Origin of the sequence: Variovorax flavidus (assembly GCF_030317145.1) — a bacterium.
In the GTDB taxonomy this organism is placed as follows: Bacteria; Pseudomonadota; Gammaproteobacteria; order Burkholderiales; family Burkholderiaceae_C; genus Variovorax; species Variovorax flavidus.
This window is the reverse complement of sequence record NZ_JASZYE010000010.1, coordinates 46,506-64,967: the sequence shown is the minus strand read 5'-3', so window position 1 is coordinate 64,967 and position 18,462 is coordinate 46,506. Positions and strand designations below refer to the sequence as shown.

The window sequence follows — 18,462 nt, the reverse complement described above, 5'->3', positions numbered from 1 at the left end:
GAATGACGACTTTTTCATCGACCCTGGTCGACCTGCGCAGCGACACCGTCACCCAGCCCACCGCCGCGATGCGCGACGCGATGCTGTCCGCCCCTTTGGGCGACGACGTGTTCGGCGACGACCCCAGCGTCAACGCGCTGCAGGAGCAGATCGCCGGGATGCTGGGCTTCGAGGCCGCCCTGTTCGTGCCCACCGGCACGCAGAGCAATCTTTGCGCGATCCTTGCGCACTGCCTGCGGGGCGACGAGTACATCGTCGGCCAGATGGCGCATTGCTACCGCTGGGAAGGCGGCGGTGCGGCGGTGTTCGGCAGCGTGCAGCCGCAGCCGCTGAATCACCAGCCGGACGGCACGCTCGCGCTGGACGAGATCGAAGCCGCCATCAAGCCGGACGACGCGCATTTCGCGCGCACCCGGATGCTCGCGCTGGAGAACACGCTGGGCGGCAAGGTGCTGCCCTTTGCCTACGTCGAGCAGGCGACGCAACTGGCGCAGCGCAAGGGGCTGAGCCGCCATCTCGATGGCGCGCGGCTCTTCAACGCCGCCGTGGCGCAGGCGGCGGAACGCGGCACCGACGCGCGCACCGAAGCGCGCCGCATCGCCGGCTGTTTCGACACCGTGTCGGTCTGCTTCAGCAAGGGCCTCGGCGCGCCGGTGGGTTCGGCGCTGTGCGGGTCGCGTGAATTCATTGCGCGCGCACACCGCATTCGCAAGATGGCGGGCGGGGGCATGCGGCAGGCGGGCGTGCTGGCTGCGGCGGCGTCGCATGCGCTCGAACACCATGTCGAGCGCCTGGCGCAGGACCATGCGCTCGCGCGCCGGCTGGCCGAGGGGCTGGCGGGCATTGCCGAACTGCAGGTCGAGGCGCCGCAGACGAACCTGCTGTTCGTCGACCTGGCAGGCACGGCGCGATCGCGTTCCGCCGAACTGCTGGCGCATCTGAAGCAGAACGGCGTGCTCGCCACGGGGCTCTACCGGCTGCGGTTCGCGACGCATCTGGACGTCGATGCGAACGGCATCGACCGCGCCATCGGCGCCATCCGGAGCTTCTTCCATGCCTGATGCGCATTCCTTGCTGCTCTTCATCGCGGCGGGACTGCTGCTGAACCTCACGCCGGGGCCCGACGTTCTCTACATCGTGACCCGCTCGCTGCGTTCGGGCACCCGTGCCGGGATCGTTGCCGGCTTCGGCATCACGGCAGGGTGCTTCGTGCACATCACCGCCGCGGCGCTGGGCGTGAGTGCGCTGATGGCGGCGTCGACGACGGCGTTCACCGTTCTTAAATGGGTGGGCGCGGCCTACCTGCTGTGGGTCGGCACGCGGATGCTGTTCTCGCGTGCCTCGAAGGACGAGCCGGCGCTGGCCGTCGCCGGCACCGAGGCGGCAGGCCCGGCCAGCATGAAAAGCATCTTTCTCGGCGGCTTCTGGACCAACGCGCTCAATCCCAAGGTGGCGCTGTTCTTCCTGGCCTTCGTCCCGCAGTTCATCGCGCCCGGCACGGACAACAAGCCGCTGGCCTTCTTCCTGCTGGGCGTGCTGTTCAACTTCAACGCGATCTTCGTCAACGTGGCGTGGGCGCTGCTCGCCGGGTGGACGGCGCGCCGTGTCGGCCTCGTCCAGCGCGGCATGCACTGGCTGCAGCGCGGCGCCGGCGCGCTCTTCGTCGGCTTTGGCTTCAGGCTCGCGCTTGCCGACAATCCTCTTGCCCCGACCCCCGTCCATTGATCCAAGGGAGACAGACATCATGCCCATCACCCCCCAGGAAGCGCTGCAGCGCACCATCGAACACCGCGAGGTCTTCCACGACGAGATGCTGCACATCGTGCGCCTCATCATGAGCGGCGAATGCTCGCCCGTGATGATGGCGGCGCTCATCACCGGCTTGCGCGTCAAGAAGGAAACCATCGGCGAGATCACCGCCGCCGCGCAAGTCATGCGCGAGGTATCGACCAAGGTGCCGGTGGCAGACACACGGAACCTCGTCGACATCGTGGGCACCGGCGGCGACGGCTCGCACACCTTCAACATCTCGACCTGCTCGATGTTCGTCGTCGCAGCCGCGGGCGCCAAGGTCAGCAAGCATGGCGGGCGCAGCGTGAGCAGCAAGTCCGGCAGTGCGGACGTGCTCGAATCGCTCGGCGTCAACATCAACCTGAAGCCGGATCAGATCGCGAAGTGCATCGCCGACGTGGGCATCGGCTTCATGTTCGCACCGAACCACCATCCGGCGATGAAGAACGTCGCACCGGTGCGCAAGGAACTCGGCATCAAGACCATCTTCAACATCCTGGGGCCGCTGACCAATCCGGCCGGCGCGCCCAACATCCTGATGGGGGTGTTCCACGCCGACCTCGTGGGGATTCAGGTGCGGGCGCTGCAGCGGCTGGGCGCGGAGCATGCGCTGGTCGTCTACGGGCGCGACGGCATGGACGAGATTTCCCTCGGCGCAGCCACCATGGTCGGCGAACTCAAGGACGGCGAAGTGCGCGAGTACGAGTTGCATCCGGAGGATTTCGGCTTCGCGATGTCGAGCAATCGCACGCTGCGCGTGGAAACGCCGGAGCAGTCGAAGGCGATGCTGGTGGACGTGCTCGACAACCGGCCCGGGCCGGCGCGGGACATCGTGCTGCTCAATGCCGGTGCCGCGCTGTATGCGGCCAATGTGTGCGATTCGATTGCAGCGGGCGTCGAGCGTGCGCGCGCAGCGCTCGATTCGGGCGCTGCCAAGGCCAAGCTGGCCGAACTGATCGCCGCCACGGCGGCTGCCCAGGCGTAGGGAGAAGAGAAACATGTCGGACATCCTCGAGAAAATCGTGGCCGTCAAACGCGAGGAAATCGCGGCGGCCAAGAAGAAGGCACCCCTCGAAGCCGTGCGCTTCGATGCCGAAAGCCGCGTGCTCACGCGCGACTTCACCGGCGCCCTGCGCGCGAAGATCGCCGCGGGCGCCGCAGCGGTCATTGCCGAGGTCAAGAAGGCCAGCCCGAGCAAGGGCGTGCTGCGCGCGGAGTTCATTCCGGCGGACATCGCCCAGAGCTACGCCGAAGGCGACGGCGCGGTGAGCGCGGCCTGCCTTTCGGTGTTGACCGACAGGCAGTTCTTTCAGGGCGGCGTCGACTATCTCAAGCAGGCACGCGCCTCGTGCGACCTGCCAGTGCTGCGCAAGGATTTCATCGTCGATGCCTACCAGGTCTACGAATCGCGCGCGATGGGCGCCGATGCCATCCTGCTGATCGCCGCCTGCCTAGACGACGGCCAGATGCGCGAATACGAAGCGATCGCGGCAGGGCTCGGCCTGGCGGTGCTGGTTGAAGTGCACGACGGTGCCGAACTCGAACGCGCGCTGAAGCTGAAGACGCCGCTGGTCGGCGTCAACAATCGCAATCTGCGGACCTTCGAGGTGTCGATACAGACCACGATCGATCTGCTGGCGCAGGTGCCTTCCGATCGCCTGCTCGTGACCGAATCGGGCATCACGACCCGTGACGACGTCGCGAAGCTGCGCGCCGCGGGCGTTCATGCCTTCCTGGTCGGCGAGGCCTTCATGCGCGCCGACGAACCGGGCGAAGCGCTCGCCGCATTGTTCCGATGAGCGCGGGGGATCAACTGGCCAGCAGCGATCCTGCCGATTGGCCCGTCGCTCCCGGGTGGAAGCCGCTGGTGGACGAGTTCTTCGGCGGTGCCGTCGGCCAGAGGCTGCAAGGCTTTCTTCGAGAGAGGCTGGACGCCGGCGCGGTGATCTTTCCGCCCCAGCCACTGCGTGCACTCGAACTGACGCCGCCGGAGGACGTCCGGGTGGTGATCCTCGGGCAGGACCCGTATCACGGGCGCGGGCAGGCCGAGGGACTCGCCTTTTCGGTGGCGCCCGGCGTGGCGCTGCCGCCGTCGCTGCGCAACATCTTCAAGGAACTGGAGCGCGACCTGGGTACGCCGCCGCCGAAGTTTCCGGATCCGGGCGGGAGTCTGGTCAAGTGGGCGACCCATGGCGTGCTGCTGCTCAACACCTGCCTGACCGTCGAGGAAGGGCAAGCGGCCAGCCACGCCGGGCGCGGCTGGGAAGTGCTGACCGACGCCGTGATCCGCCATGTGGCGAACGGCGAACGCGCGGTCGTCTTCATGCTGTGGGGCGCGCATGCGCAGAGCAAGCGTGCGCTGATCGATACAAGTCGTCACAAGGTGCTGATGTCGAACCATCCGTCGCCGCTGTCCGCACTGAGGCCGCCCGTGCCATTCATCGGCTGTGGCCACTTCGGGCAGGCGCGGGCGTGGCGGGAGGCCGGACGTTCCTGAGCCTGGGGAGTAAGTGCTTGATTTCATGCGAGAATCTTGGGCTCGGAGAAAAACGCATCTTTTGAGCGACTGAACCCATGGGAAGGTCGCGAAGTTGCTGCGGTGCGGCACAAGTTGCCGGGGGTGGCATCGACACACCCGGGTAAACCGTGCTATATTCCGAGGTTCGCTGGAGAGGTGGCCGAGTGGTTAATGGCAGCAGACTGTAAATCTGCCCTCTTACGAGTACGCTGGTTCGAATCCAGCCCTCTCCACCAGCGATGAATGGATTTTGCAGAGCGCTTGAATGTTGTGGGCCCGAGGCGAAAGCGAAAGGCTCTGACCGTGCTGCGGTACGGCCCGATCTGGAGGTTTGATCCGGTTTGGTTGTGTCGCGATGCGGGAGTAGTTCAATGGTAGAACCCTAGCCTTCCAAGCTAATGACGCGGGTTCGATTCCCGTCTCCCGCTCCAGAGGTCCACGTCAGCGCTAGGCGCAGTTGGTTTTTAGATATGTCGCCCATTTGGCTCAGTGGTAGAGCACTCCCTTGGTAAGGGAGAGGTCGCGGGTCCGATTCCCGCAATGGGCACCAGTTTTGGGGTTGCAGCCGGAAGGTTGCAACCCCATGTCAGTGTGTTGATCTAGTTATTTTTCGGAGTCGAGAAAATGGCAAAAGGAAAATTCACCCGTACGAAGCCGCACGTGAACGTGGGCACGATTGGTCACGTGGACCATGGCAAGACGACGCTGACGGCGGCGATTGCGACGGTGCTGTCGGCCAAGTTCGGCGGCGAAGCGAAGGCCTACGACCAGATCGATGCGGCGCCCGAAGAAAAGGCACGCGGCATCACGATCAACACCGCGCACGTCGAATACGAAACGGCCAACCGCCACTACGCGCACGTGGACTGCCCGGGTCACGCCGACTATGTGAAGAACATGATCACCGGCGCTGCTCAGATGGACGGCGCGATCCTGGTGTGCTCGGCCGCTGACGGCCCGATGCCCCAGACCCGTGAGCACATCCTGCTGGCTCGCCAGGTGGGTGTGGGCTACATCATCGTGTTCCTGAACAAGTGCGACATGGTCGACGACAAGGAGCTGCTCGAACTGGTCGAAATGGAAGTTCGCGAACTCCTCGACAAGTACGAATTCCCTGGCGACGACACCCCGATCATTCACGGTTCGGCCAAGCTGGCGCTGGAAGGCGACAAGGGCGAACTGGGCGAAGGCGCCATCATGAAGCTGGCCGACGCCCTGGATACCTACATCCCCACGCCTGAGCGCGCGGTGGACGGTGCGTTCCTGATGCCCGTGGAAGACGTGTTCTCGATCTCGGGTCGCGGCACCGTGGTGACCGGCGCGGTCGAGCGCGGCGTGATCAAGGTCGGCGAAGAAATCGAAATCGTGGGTATCCGCCCGACGGTCAAGACCACCTGCACCGGCGTGGAAATGTTCCGCAAGCTGCTGGACCAGGGCCAGGCAGGCGACAACGTGGGCGTGCTGCTGCGCGGCACGAAGCGCGAAGAAGTCGAGCGCGGCCAAGTGCTGTGCAAGCCCGGCTCGATCAAGCCGCACACGCACTTCACCGCCGAGGTGTATGTGCTGTCGAAGGACGAAGGCGGCCGTCACACGCCGTTCTTCAACAACTACCGTCCGCAGTTCTACTTCCGCACGACCGACGTCACTGGCGCGATCGAGCTGCCCAAGGACAAGGAAATGGTCATGCCCGGCGACAACGTGTCCATCACGGTGAAGCTGATCAACCCGATCGCGATGGAAGAAGGCCTGCGCTTCGCCATCCGTGAAGGCGGCCGTACCGTCGGTTCGGGCGTCGTGGCCAAGATCCTCGACGTCTAAATCAAGGATTGCGAAGGGGTATAGCTCAATTGGCAGAGCGTCGGTCTCCAAAACCGAAGGTTGTAGGTTCGATTCCTACTGCCCCTGCCACCTAGGTGGCCCCGAAACAAGCCCGTCATGTCCTGACGGGCTTCGGCGTCTCAAGCGACGTAATGAATTGAAGGCTGCAAGGCCCCAGGAACAAAGCCCAAGATGGCCACTTCTCAAATCGAAACCGTGAGCACCAGTGCGGACAAGGCCAAGCTGGCCGCCGCCGTCGTGTTGGCGGTCGGCGCCATCGTGGCGTTCTATCTGCTGTCGCGCCAGGGTGCGATCGTGCAGTGGGTTGCCTTGCTCGTCGGTCTGGCCGCGGCTGTGGGTGCCTTCGCGAGTTCCGAGAGTGGTCGCCAGTTGTGGGCCTTCGGCCGCGACTCGTGGCGCGAGGTCAAGAAGGTTGTCTGGCCCACGCGCAAGGAAGCGATCCAGATGACGGCTTACGTGTTTGCCTTCGTGGCCATCATGTCGATCTTCCTTTGGCTCACCGACAAGACGCTCGAATGGGTGTTTTTCGACCTCATTCTGGGCTGGAGAAAATAATGACTGACGACGCTGTCGAAGCCACCCCGGAAAGCACGTCCGTGCTGGCCGCGCCCGCCCATCCCGATCTTCGCTGGTACGTGGTGCACGCGTATTCCGGCATGGAGAAGGCTGTGGAGCGCAACATCACCGAGCGCATCGCCCGCGCCGGCATGCAGGACAAGTTCGGCCGCATCCTGGTTCCGACCGAAGAAGTGGTCGAGATCAAGAACGGCCAGAAGCGCACCACCGAGCGCCGCTTCTTCCCCGGCTACGTTCTGGTCGAGATGATCATGGACGACGAAAGCTGGCACCTGGTGAAGCACACCAACAAGGTGACCGGTTTCGTCGGCGGCGCGAAGAACCGGCCGGCCCCGATCTCCCAGAAGGAAGTCGAGGACATCGTCAGCCAGATGCAGCAGGGCACCGAGAAGCCCCGCCACAAGGTGGAGTTCGTCGTCGGCGAATTCGTGCGCGTCAAGGAAGGCCCTTTCACCGACTTCAACGGCACGGTCGAGGAAGTCAATTACGAGAAGAGCAAGGTGCGCGTGTCGGTCATGATCTTCGGCCGCGCAACGCCTGTCGAACTCGAATTCAGCCAGGTCGAGAAGACCTGAGCCCCCGGTCGAAAGACCGGAACCTTTCCGGCCGCGCGTTGTCCGACTCGGCGCGCGGCTCTGATCGAAGAGTCGTTTAACCCCGGGGAGCCGCGGCCGAGTGCCAAGGCGATATCACCCGCAAGGAGCAAAGCATGGCGAAAAAAATCGTCGGCTTCATCAAGCTGCAAGTGCCAGCTGGTAAGGCCAACCCGTCACCGCCCATCGGTCCCGCACTGGGCCAGCGCGGTTTGAACATCATGGAATTCTGCAAGGCGTTCAACGCGCAGACCCAAGGCGTCGAGCCGGGCCTGCCGCTGCCGGTGGTCATCACCGCGTTCGCCGACAAGAGCTTCACCTTCATCATCAAGACGCCCCCGGCGATCACCTTGATCAAGAAGGCCATCAAGCTCGAGAAGGGTTCCGCCCGTCCGCACACCGACAAGGTCGGCAAGATCACGCGCGCACAGCTCGAAGAGATCGCCAAGACCAAGATGAAGGACCTGACGGCTGCCGACCTGGACGCCGCGGTTCGCACCATCGCCGGCTCTGCCCGTTCCATGGGCGTGAATGTGGAGGGCGTGTAAATGGCCAAGATCACCAAGAAGCAAAAGGCCCTCGTGGGCAAGGTCGACAGCAACAAGCTGTACGCGCTCGCTGATGCCATCGGTCTCGTGAAGGAAGCCGCCACCGCCAAGTTCGATGAGTCCATCGACGTCGCGGTGCAACTCGGCATCGACGCGAAGAAGTCCGACCAGGTCGTTCGCGGCGCTGTCGTGCTGCCCAACGGCACCGGCAAGACCAAGCGCGTGGCTGTGTTCGCCCAGGGCGCCAAGGCTGAGGAAGCCAAGGCCGCCGGCGCCGACATCGTCGGCATGGACGATCTGGCAGCGATGGTGAAGGCTGGCGACATGCCCTTCGACGTCGTGATCGCCGCACCGGACGCGATGCGCGTCGTCGGTACGCTCGGCCAGATCCTCGGCCCGCGCGGTTTGATGCCCAACCCCAAGGTTGGCACCGTGACGCCCGACGTCGCGACCGCCGTCAAGAACGCGAAGGCTGGCCAGGTGCAGTTCCGCGTCGACAAGGCAGGCATCGTGCACGGCACGATCGGTCGTCGTTCGTTCGACACCGAAAAGCTGCAGGGCAACCTCGCCGCGCTGGTCGACGCATTGGTCAAGGCCAAGCCGGCTTCCAGCAAGGGCCTGTACCTGCGCAAGGTGGCTGTGTCGTCGACGATGGGTGTGGGTGTCCGCGTGGACACGCAAACCATCGCCACGCAAGGCTGATGTATGAGGGGTCTCGCTGTGGCGGGGCCCTGATGAATTTGCCTCGCTGCCGAAAGGCGACGGGGCGAAGTGGTGGGCCGGAGCGTCGTTCATTCGATGCCCCGGGCCATCCAAGACCGCTGGCGTGCAGTGAAGGCTGCACTTAATCGTTCCACCCTTTCGTGGGACAACCAGCGCAGATGGCGATCCCGCTGCAAAGGAATTCGTTTCCGAAACAGTTGGTCGCTGCATGAAGCGCGTTCCGAGGCTCAGGCCGGAGAGCGCATTAAAAGGAGTAGACCTTGAGTCTGAATCGCAGTGAGAAAGAAGCGGTCATCAATGATGTGACCAGCCTCGCCGCAAAAGCTCAAACGCTCGTGATGGCGGAATACCGTGGCATCACGGTGGCCGATATGACCAAACTGCGCAACGATGCGCGCAGCAAGGGCGTGAGCCTCAGCGTGTTGAAGAACACGCTGGCCCGCCGTGCTGTCGCAGGTAGCCCGTTTGAGATTGTTGGCGACCAGATGACCGGTCCGCTGATCTATGGCTTCTCCGAAGACGCTGTGGCTGCCGCGAAGGTGGTGGCCGATTTCGCGAAGACCAACGACAAGTTGGTGATTCGCGGCGGCGCATTCGGTGGCAAGGCCCTGGACGTCGACGGCGTGAAGCAACTGGCCAGCATTCCTTCGAAGGAAGTGTTGTTGGCACAGCTGCTGGGCTTGATGCAATCCCCGATCTCGCGCACGGCCCGTGTTCTGGCCGCGCTTGCCGAGAAGCGTGGTGGTGGCGAAGCACCGGCCGAAGCTCCGGCCGAAGCGCAAGCTGCTTGAGCCTTGCGTTTGAAATATTCAACCCAATTGTTAGGAAATCAAAATGGCATTCGATAAAGACGCATTTCTGACCGCGCTCGACAGCATGACGGTCCTGGAACTCAACGACCTGGTGAAAGCCATCGAAGAGAAGTTCGGCGTGAGCGCCGCAGCCATGTCGGCTCCGGCCGCCGGTGGTGGCGCTGCTGCCGCTGTCGTCGAAGAAAAGACCGAGTTCAACGTCGTTCTGCTCGACGCAGGCGCGAACAAGGTGTCGGCGATCAAGGCCGTGCGCGAAATCACCGGCCTGGGCCTCAAGGAAGCCAAGGACCTGGTGGAAGCCGCTCCCAAGGCCGTCAAGGAAGGCCTGCCGAAGGCAGACGCCGAAGCAGCCAAGAAGAAGCTGGAAGACGCTGGCGCCAAGGTGGAACTGAAGTAATTCAGTCTCCCTGGAGGGCTGGAGTGTGCCGAAAGGCCCTCCAGCCTTTGCCGCTTTCAGAGCGCACCCAAAAACTGCCGATCCGAGACGGTTTTTGAGTGTCTTCTGACCCCGACTGCAGAAGACCCCCTTGGTTCGGGCGATGTGCAACGCATCGCCGTCCGCCAGGGCTGGTAGTGGCCAGCCGCCAAGGAGAGTGGTGCTCAGGCACCTCACCACGTCGCTGAAGATCTCAAGCTCCGGAGCTCTCATGGCCCAAACGTCCACGTACAGTTATACCGAACGCAAGCGCATCCGAAAGAATTTCGGCAATCGCGATAGCGTCGTTGAAATCCCCTACCTCCTGCAGATGCAGAAAGACGCGTACACCGCGTTCCTGCAAGCCGGCATCCCGCCCCAGAAACGCACGGTGGAAGGCCTGCAGGCTGCGTTCGACGCGGCGTTCCCGATCGTCTCGCACAACGGTTTTGTCGAGATGAAGTTTCTCGAATACAACCTCGCGAAGCCGGCTTTCGACGTCCGCGAGTGCCAGACCCGTGGCCTGACCTTCGCCTCGGCCGTTCGCGCCAAGGTCCAGCTGATCATCTATGACCGCGAGTCGTCGACCTCGCAGTCGAAGGTGGTCAAGGAAGTGAAGGAACAAGAGGTCTACATGGGCGAAGTTCCCCTCATGACGGACAAGGGCTCGTTCATCATCAACGGCACCGAGCGCGTCATCGTGTCGCAGCTGCATCGTTCGCCGGGCGTGTTCTTCGAACACGACAAGGGCAAGACGCACAGCTCCGGCAAGCTGCTGTTCTCGGCCCGCGTGATTCCTTACCGCGGCTCGTGGCTCGACTTCGAGTTCGACCCGAAGGACATGCTGTACTTCCGCGTCGACCGTCGCCGCAAGATGCCGGTCACGATCCTGCTGAAGGCCATCGGCCTGAATCCGGAATCGATCCTCGCGAACTTCTTCGTGAACGACAACTTCCGCCTGATGGACAGCGGCGCGCAGATGGAGTTCGTCTCCGAGCGCCTGCGCGGCGAAGTCGCACGTTTCGACATCACCGACAAGTCCGGCAAGGTCGTGGTCGCCAAGGACAAGCGCGTCACCGCCCGCCACACGCGTGAACTCGAGCAATCGGGCACCACGCACATCAGCGTGCCGGAAGACTTCCTGGTCGGCCGCGTCATCGCCCGCAACATCGTCGACCCCGACTCGGGCGAAATCCTGGCCAAGGCCAACGACGAGCTGACGGAAGCGCTGCTGAAGAAGCTGCGCACCGCCGGCGTGCAGGACGTGCAAGCGATCTACACCAACGAACTCGACCAGGGCGCCTACATCTCGCAGACGCTGCGCATCGACGAAACGGTGGACGAATTCGCCGCGCGCGTGGCCATCTACCGCATGATGCGCCCCGGCGAGCCGCCGACGGAAGACGCGGTGCAGGCCCTGTTCCAGCGCCTGTTCTACAACCCCGACACCTACGACCTGTCGCGTGTCGGCCGCATGAAGTTCAACGCCAAGGTCGGCCGCGACGAATCGACCGGCCCGATGGTGCTGACCAACGAGGACATCCTGGCAGTGGTCAAGATCCTCGTGGACCTGCGCAATGGCCGCGGCGAAGTCGACGACATCGACCACCTGGGCAACCGCCGAGTGCGTTGCGTCGGCGAACTGGCCGAGAACCAGTACCGCACCGGCCTCGCCCGTATCGAGAAGGCCGTGAAGGAACGTCTGGGTCAAGCGGAACAAGAGCCGCTGATGCCGCACGACCTGATCAACAGCAAGCCGATCTCGGCCGCGCTGAAGGAATTCTTCGGTGCGTCGCAGCTGTCGCAGTTCATGGACCAGACCAACCCGCTGTCCGAGATCACGCACAAGCGTCGCGTCTCGGCCCTCGGCCCGGGCGGTCTGACCCGCGAGCGCGCTGGCTTCGAAGTGCGCGACGTGCACGTCACCCACTACGGCCGCGTGTGCCCGATCGAAACGCCTGAAGGCCCGAACATCGGTCTGATCAACTCGCTGGCCCTGTACGCCCGCCTGAACGAATACGGCTTCATCGAGACGCCGTACCGTCGCGTGGTGGACGGCAAGGTCACGATGGACATCGACTACCTGTCGGCCATCGAAGAAGGCAAGTACGTCATCGCGCAGGCTAACGCCGCGCTCGACAAGGACGGCAAGCTGACCGGCGACCTGGTCTCGGCCCGCGAAACCGGCGAATCGATTCTGGTCGGTGCCGAACGCGTGCAGTACATGGACGTGTCGCCCGCACAGATCGTGTCGGTGGCCGCCTCGCTCGTGCCGTTCCTGGAGCACGACGATGCGAACCGCGCGTTGATGGGCGCCAACATGCAGCGTCAGGCCGTGCCTGTGCTGCGCCCCGAAAAGCCGTTCGTCGGTACCGGTATCGAGCGCGTCTCCGCGGTCGACTCGGGCACCGTCGTGACCGCGACCCGCGGCGGTATCGTCGACTACGTCGACGCGACCCGCATCGTGGTGCGCGTGAACGACGCCGAAGCGGCAGCCGGTGAAGTCGGCGTGGACATCTACAACCTGATCAAGTATCAGCGTTCGAACCAGAACACGAACATCCATCAGCGTCCGATCGTCAAGCGCGGCGACAAGATCGCCAAGGGCGACGTGGTCGCCGACGGTGCATCGACCGACCTGGGCGAGCTCGCGCTCGGCCAGAACATGCTGATCGCGTTCATGCCCTGGAACGGCTACAACTTCGAAGACTCGATCCTGATCAGCGAACGCGTCGTTGCCGAAGACCGCTACACCTCGATCCACATCGAGGAACTGGTGGTGATGGCTCGCGACACCAAGCTGGGCGCCGAGGAAATCACGCGCGACATCCCGAACCTGGCCGAGCAGCAGCTCAACCGCCTGGACGAATCCGGGATCATCTACGTCGGCGCCGAAGTGCAGCCGGGCGACACGCTGGTCGGCAAGGTCACGCCCAAGGGCGAAACCACGCTTACGCCAGAAGAGAAGCTGCTGCGCGCGATCTTCGGCGAGAAGGCTTCGGACGTGAAGGACACCTCGCTGCGTGTGGATCAGGGCTCGCAAGGCACCGTGATCGACGTGCAGGTGTTCACCCGCGAAGGCATCACGCGCGACAAGCGCGCCCAGCAGATCATCGACGACGAGCTGAAGCGCTTCCGCCTCGACCTGAACGACCAGCTCCGCATCGTCGAAGCCGACGCGTTCGACCGGATCGAGAAGCTGCTGACCGGCAAGGTCGCCAACGGTGGCCCGAACAAGCTGGCCAAGGGCACCAAGCTCGACAAGGCGTACCTCACGTCAATCGAGAAGTTCCACTGGTTCGACATCCGTCCGGCGGAAGACGAAGTCGCGACGCAGCTCGAGTCGATCAAGAACTCGCTCGAGCAGACGCGCCACAGCTTCGACCTCGCCTTCGAGGAAAAGCGCAAGAAGCTCACGCAAGGCGACGAGCTGCCCGCGGGCGTGCTCAAGATGGTCAAGGTCTACCTGGCCGTCAAGCGCCGCCTGCAACCCGGCGACAAGATGGCCGGCCGTCACGGCAACAAGGGTGTGGTGTCCAAGATCGTTCCGGTCGAAGACATGCCGCACATGGCCGATGGCACGCCGTGCGACATCTGCCTGAACCCGCTGGGCGTGCCTTCGCGGATGAACGTCGGCCAGGTGCTCGAAGTGCATCTGGGCTGGGCCGGCAAGGGTGTCGGCCAGCGCATCGGCGACATGCTGCAGGCGGAGGCCAAGGTGGCCGAGCTGCGCAAGTTCCTGGATGAGCTGTACAACGGCTCGGGCCGCAAGGAAGACCTCAGCAAGCTGAGCGACACCGACGTGCTCGAGATGGCGCAGAACCTGTCGCAGGGCGTGCCTTTCGCGACGCCGGTGTTCGACGGTGCCTCGGAAGAGGAAATCCGCGGCATGCTGAAGCTCGCCTACCCGGACGAGATCGCCAAGCTCAAGGGCTTGACCGAGACCCGCACGCAGGCCTACCTGTACGACGGCCGCACCGGCGATCAGTTCGAGCGTCCGGTCACCGTCGGCTACATGCACTTCTTGAAGCTGCACCACTTGGTGGACGACAAGATGCACGCCCGTTCGACCGGCCCGTACTCGCTCGTCACGCAGCAGCCGCTGGGCGGCAAGGCGCAATTCGGCGGCCAGCGTTTCGGGGAAATGGAAGTGTGGGCGCTCGAAGCCTACGGCGCTGCCTACGTCCTGCAGGAAATGCTGACCGTGAAGTCCGACGACGTGCAAGGCCGTACCAAGGTGTACGAAAGCATCGTCAAGGGCGAACACTCGATCGAAGCCGGCATGCCGGAATCGTTCAACGTGCTGGTCAAGGAAATTCGTTCGCTGGGGCTCGACATCGAGCTCGAGCGTTCTTAATTTGAAAAGGGAAAGAGTCTTATGAAATCGCTACTCGACCTGTTCAAGCAATTCACGCCCGATGAGCATTTCGATGCCATCCGCATCGGCATGGCTTCGCCCGAGAAGATCCGTTCGTGGTCTTTCGGCGAGGTGAAGAAGCCCGAAACCATCAACTACCGGACCTTCAAGCCCGAGCGTGATGGCCTGTTCTGCGCCAAGATCTTCGGCCCCATCAAGGACTACGAGTGCCTGTGCGGCAAGTACAAGCGCCTGAAGCACCGCGGCGTGATCTGCGAGAAGTGCGGCGTTGAAGTCACGCAGACCAAGGTGCGCCGCGAGCGCATGGGTCACATCGACCTGGCCGCGCCCTGCGCCCACATCTGGTTCCTGAAGTCGCTGCCGTCGCGCCTGGGCCTCGTGCTCGACATGACGCTGCGCGACATCGAGCGCGTGCTGTACTTCGAAGCCTACGTGATCACCGACCCCGGCATGACCCCGCTGAAGAAGTTCGGCATCATGTCCGAGGACGACTACGACGCGAAGCGCAAGGAATACGGCGACGAGTTCATCGCCAAGATGGGCGCCGAAGGCATCAAGGACCTGCTGGAAGGCATCGAGCTCGACAGCGAGATCGAGAAGCTGCGCGGCGACCTGACCGGCTCCGAAGTCAAGGTCAAGAAGAACTCCAAGCGCCTGAAGGTGCTGGAAGCCTTCCGCAAGTCGGGCATCAAGCCCAACTGGATGGTGCTCGAAGTGCTGCCCGTGCTGCCGCCGGACCTGCGTCCGCTGGTGCCGCTGGACGGCGGCCGCTTCGCGACCTCCGACCTGAACGACCTGTATCGCCGCGTCATCAACCGCAACAGCCGCCTGCGCCGCCTGCTCGAACTGAAGGCGCCGGAAATCATCGCGCGCAACGAGAAGCGGATGCTCCAGGAAGCGGTCGACTCGCTGCTGGACAACGGCCGTCGCGGCAAGGCCATGACGGGCGCCAACAAGCGTGCGCTCAAGTCGCTGGCCGACATGATCAAGGGCAAGAGCGGTCGTTTCCGCCAGAACCTGCTGGGCAAGCGCGTCGACTACTCGGGCCGTTCGGTCATCGTGGTGGGCCCGACGCTCAAGCTGCACCAGTGCGGCCTGCCGAAGCTGATGGCGCTCGAGCTGTTCAAGCCCTTCATCTTCTCGCGCCTCGAAGCCATGGGCATCGCGACCACCATCAAGGCGGCGAAGAAGGAAGTCGAATCCGGTACGCCGGTGGTGTGGGACATCCTTGAAGAAGTCATCAAGGAACACCCGGTGATGCTGAACCGCGCACCGACGCTGCACCGCCTGGGTATCCAGGCCTTCGAACCCATCCTGATCGAAGGCAAGGCGATCCAGCTGCACCCGCTGGTTTGCGCGGCCTTCAACGCCGACTTCGACGGCGACCAGATGGCCGTCCACGTGCCGCTGTCGGTGGAAGCGCAGATGGAAGCCCGCACGCTGATGCTGGCCTCCAACAACGTGCTGTTCCCGGCTTCCGGCGAACCGTCGATCGTTCCTTCGCAGGACGTGGTGCTGGGTCTGTACTACACGACCCGCGACCGCATCAACGCCAAGGGCGAGGGCCTGGTCTTCTCCGACATCGGTGAAGTCCAGCGCGCGCTCGACGCCAACGTGGTCGAACTCACCGCCAAGATCGCCGTGCGCATCACCGAGTACACCAAGGACAAGGAAACCGGCGTGTTCACGCCGTCGACCTCGCTGGTGGACACGACCGTGGGCCGTGCGCTGCTGTCCGAGATCCTGCCGAAGGGCCTGCCTTTCGCGAACATCAACAAGGCGCTGAAGAAGAAGGAGATCTCCAAGCTCATCAACGTCTCGTTCCGCAAGTGCGGCCTGAAAGAGACCGTCGTGTTCGCCGACAAGCTGTTGCAGAACGGCTTCCGCCTGGCGACCAAGGCCGGTATCTCGATCGCCATCGACGACATGCTGGTGCCGGCCGAGAAGCACGGCATCATCGACCGTTCCGCCAAGGAAGTGAAAGAGATCGAGCAGCAGTACGTCTCGGGTCTGGTCACCTCCGGCGAGCGCTACAACAAGGTGGTCGACATCTGGGGCAAGGCCGGCGACGAAGTGTCGAAGGTCATGATGGCCAAGCTCTCCAAGGAGAAGGCCACCGATCGCCACGGCAAGGAAGTCGAGCAGGAGTCGTTCAACTCGATCTACATGATGGCCGACTCGGGTGCTCGCGGTTCCGCCGCGCAGATCCGTCAGGTCGCCGGCATGCGGGGCCTGATGGCCAAGCCCGACGGCTCGATCATCGAGACGCCCATCACCGCGAACTTCCGCGAAGGCCTGAACGTGTTGGAGTACTTCATCTCCACCCACGGTGCCCGTAAGGGTCTGGCCGACACGGCGCTGAAGACCGCGAACTCCGGTTACCTGACGCGTCGTCTGGTCGACGTGACGCAGGATCTGGTCGTGATCGAGCAGGATTGCGGCACCCACGACGGCGCAGCGATGCGCGCGATCGTCGAAGGCGGTGAAGTGATCGAATCGCTGCGCGAGCGTATCCTGGGCCGTACCGCGGCCGAGGACGTCCTGCATCCGGAAACGCGTGCAGTGCTGGCGAAGGCGGGCGACATGCTCGACGAAGACGTGATCGAGGCCCTCGAAGCCGAAGGCGTCGACGAGGTCAAGGTCCGCACGGCGCTGACTTGCGCGACCCGCTTCGGCATCTGCGCCAAGTGCTATGGCCGCGACCTCGGCCGCGGCGGCCTGGTGAACAACGGCGAAGCGGTCGGCGTGATCGCGGCCCAGTCGATCGGCGAACCCGGCACGCAGCTCACGATGCGTACCTTCCACATCGGTGGTGCGGCATCGCGTGCGGCAGTGGCCTCGAGCGTCGAAGCGAAGTCCAACGGCGTGATCGGCTTCAACGCCACGATGCGCTACGTGACCAACAGCAAGAACGAGCTGGTCGTGATCGCACGTTCGGGCGAGATCGTCATCCATGACGAACACGGCCGCGAGCGCGAACGCCACAAGGTGCCGTACGGCGCCACGCTGACGGTCAAGGCCGACCAGCAGATCAAGGCGGGCCACGTGCTGGCCAACTGGGATCCGCTGACGCGCCCGATCATCACGGAATTCGCCGGTCAGACGAAGTTCGAGAACGTCGAGGAAGGCCTCACGGTCGCCAAGCAGGTGGACGAAGTCACCGGCCTGTCGACCCTGGTCGTGATCGACCCGAAGCGCCGCGGCGCTGCCAAGGTCGTGCGTCCGCAAGTGAAGCTGATCGACGCCTCCGGCGCCGAGGTGAAGATCCCCGGCACCGACCACTCGGTGACCATCGGCTTCCCGATCGGCGCGCTGGTCCAGGTGCGTGACGGCCAGGACGTGGGCCCCGGCGAAGTGCTGGCGCGTATTCCGGTCGAAGGCCAGAAGACCCGCGACATCACCGGCGGTCTGCCGCGCGTGGCCGAACTGTTCGAGGCGCGTTCGCCGAAGGACAAGGGCATGCTGGCCGAAATGACCGGTACGGTGTCGTTCGGCAAGGAGACCAAGGGCAAGATCCGCCTGCAGATCACCGATCCCGAAGGCAAGGTCTGGGAAGACCTCGTGCCGAAGGAAAAGAACATCCTCGTGCACGAAGGCCAGGTGGTGAACAAGGGCGAAAGCGTGGTCGACGGTCCGGCGGACCCGCAGGACATCCTGCGCCTGCTGGGTTCGGAAGAACTCGCGCGCTACATCGTGGACGAAGTGCAGGACGTGTACCGCTTGCAAGGCGTGAAGATCAACGACAAGCACATCGAGGTGATCGTTCGCCAGATGCTGCGCCGTGTCGTGGTCGAGAACGTCGGCGATACCAACTACATCGCCGGTGAACAGGTCGAACGCAGCGAGATGCTCAACACCAACGACGCCCTGCGCGCCGAAGGCAAGATCCCCGCGACGTTCACCAACCTGCTGCTGGGTATCACGAAGGCATCGCTCTCGACCGACAGCTTCATCAGCGCCGCATCGTTCCAGGAAACGACGCGCGTGCTGACCGAAGCCGCGATCATGGGCAAGCGCGACGAGCTTCGCGGCCTGAAGGAAAACGTCATCGTCGGCCGCCTGATCCCCGCAGGTACCGGCATGGCCTACCACCAGGCCCGCAAGGTCAAGGACGCCATGGACGAAGCCGAGCGGCGCGCGATCGCCGAAGCGGAAGCGGCCGAGCTGTCCGGTTCCGGCGCCGCAACCGACGATCCGACCACGGTCGACGCCAGCGAAGGCGCAGCGACCGAATAACTGGTTAGCATCACCGGTAAATGACCGGTATCC

General features: G+C 63.8%; 14 protein-coding genes and 4 tRNA genes. All 18 read left to right on the top strand.

The features are described 5' to 3' along the window. Positions 1–2: 2 nt before the first annotated feature. The 18 genes from ltaE (at position 3) to rpoC (ending at position 18,429) form a co-directional block, all read left to right on the top strand. Positions 3–1,061: a low-specificity L-threonine aldolase gene (gene ltaE, locus QTH90_RS27815; RefSeq protein ID WP_286667815.1), complete on the top strand. Its 1,059-nt coding sequence runs from the start codon at positions 3–5 to the stop codon at positions 1,059–1,061. Further along, the gene (locus QTH90_RS27810; RefSeq protein WP_286667813.1) at positions 1,054–1,725 is read left to right on the top strand and encodes a LysE family translocator; all 672 of its coding nucleotides are present in this window, start codon (positions 1,054–1,056) and stop codon (positions 1,723–1,725) included. Before ltaE ends, QTH90_RS27810 begins: the two co-directional genes overlap by 8 nt. A gap of 19 nt (positions 1,726–1,744) precedes the next feature. Then, the gene (gene trpD, locus QTH90_RS27805; RefSeq protein WP_286667812.1) at positions 1,745–2,776 is read left to right on the top strand and encodes an anthranilate phosphoribosyltransferase; all 1,032 of its coding nucleotides are present in this window, start codon (positions 1,745–1,747) and stop codon (positions 2,774–2,776) included. 13 nt (positions 2,777–2,789) lie between these two features. After that, positions 2,790–3,590 carry an indole-3-glycerol phosphate synthase TrpC gene (gene trpC, locus QTH90_RS27800; protein ID WP_286667811.1) on the top strand — a complete coding sequence of 267 codons (801 nt, stop codon included), beginning with the start codon at positions 2,790–2,792 and terminating at the stop codon, positions 3,588–3,590. Further along, complete coding sequence (locus QTH90_RS27795) at positions 3,587–4,288, top strand: uracil-DNA glycosylase (protein ID WP_286667810.1); 702 nt, start codon at positions 3,587–3,589, stop codon at positions 4,286–4,288. Before trpC ends, QTH90_RS27795 begins: the two co-directional genes overlap by 4 nt. A 171-nt stretch (positions 4,289–4,459) precedes the next feature. Further along, positions 4,460–4,545: transfer RNA gene (locus tag QTH90_RS27790), tRNA-Tyr, on the top strand. A 121-nt stretch (positions 4,546–4,666) separates the two neighbouring features. Continuing rightward, positions 4,667–4,740: transfer RNA gene (locus QTH90_RS27785), tRNA-Gly, on the top strand. Positions 4,741–4,784: 44 nt separating this feature from the next. Then, positions 4,785–4,859, top strand: a tRNA-Thr gene (locus QTH90_RS27780). Positions 4,860–4,933: 74 nt separating this feature from the next. Then, the gene (tuf, locus tag QTH90_RS27775) at positions 4,934–6,127 is read left to right on the top strand and encodes an elongation factor Tu (protein WP_286667809.1); all 1,194 of its coding nucleotides are present in this window, start codon (positions 4,934–4,936) and stop codon (positions 6,125–6,127) included. Between the two features lie 14 nt (positions 6,128–6,141). Beyond that, positions 6,142–6,217, top strand: a tRNA-Trp gene (locus QTH90_RS27770). 102 nt (positions 6,218–6,319) lie between these two features. After that, a complete protein-coding gene (gene secE / locus QTH90_RS27765; protein WP_286667808.1) occupies positions 6,320–6,703 on the top strand; it encodes a preprotein translocase subunit SecE in 384 nt (127 codons plus the stop codon). Then, the gene (nusG, locus tag QTH90_RS27760) at positions 6,703–7,299 is read left to right on the top strand and encodes a transcription termination/antitermination protein NusG (RefSeq protein ID WP_286571678.1); all 597 of its coding nucleotides are present in this window, start codon (positions 6,703–6,705) and stop codon (positions 7,297–7,299) included. Before secE ends, nusG begins: the two co-directional genes overlap by 1 nt. 134 nt (positions 7,300–7,433) lie before the next feature. Continuing rightward, positions 7,434–7,865: a 50S ribosomal protein L11 gene (gene rplK / locus QTH90_RS27755; RefSeq protein WP_028252759.1), complete on the top strand. Its 432-nt coding sequence runs from the start codon at positions 7,434–7,436 to the stop codon at positions 7,863–7,865. Continuing rightward, positions 7,866–8,567 carry a 50S ribosomal protein L1 gene (gene rplA / locus QTH90_RS27750; protein WP_286667807.1) on the top strand — a complete coding sequence of 234 codons (702 nt, stop codon included), beginning with the start codon at positions 7,866–7,868 and terminating at the stop codon, positions 8,565–8,567. Between the two features lie 281 nt (positions 8,568–8,848). Next, on the top strand, positions 8,849–9,379 hold the full coding sequence (gene rplJ, locus QTH90_RS27745) for a 50S ribosomal protein L10 (protein WP_286667806.1): 531 nt from the start codon (positions 8,849–8,851) through the stop codon (positions 9,377–9,379). A gap of 43 nt (positions 9,380–9,422) precedes the next feature. Further along, positions 9,423–9,797, top strand: coding sequence for a 50S ribosomal protein L7/L12 (rplL, locus tag QTH90_RS27740; protein WP_286571675.1), 375 nt, complete (start codon positions 9,423–9,425; stop codon positions 9,795–9,797). A gap of 250 nt (positions 9,798–10,047) precedes the next feature. After that, positions 10,048–14,172, top strand: a complete 4,125-nt coding sequence (rpoB, locus tag QTH90_RS27735; RefSeq protein ID WP_286667805.1) for a DNA-directed RNA polymerase subunit beta — start codon at positions 10,048–10,050, stop codon at positions 14,170–14,172. A gap of 21 nt (positions 14,173–14,193) precedes the next feature. Further along, a complete protein-coding gene (rpoC, locus tag QTH90_RS27730; RefSeq protein ID WP_286667804.1) occupies positions 14,194–18,429 on the top strand; it encodes a DNA-directed RNA polymerase subunit beta' in 4,236 nt (1,411 codons plus the stop codon). Positions 18,430–18,462: the final 33 nt, after the last annotated feature.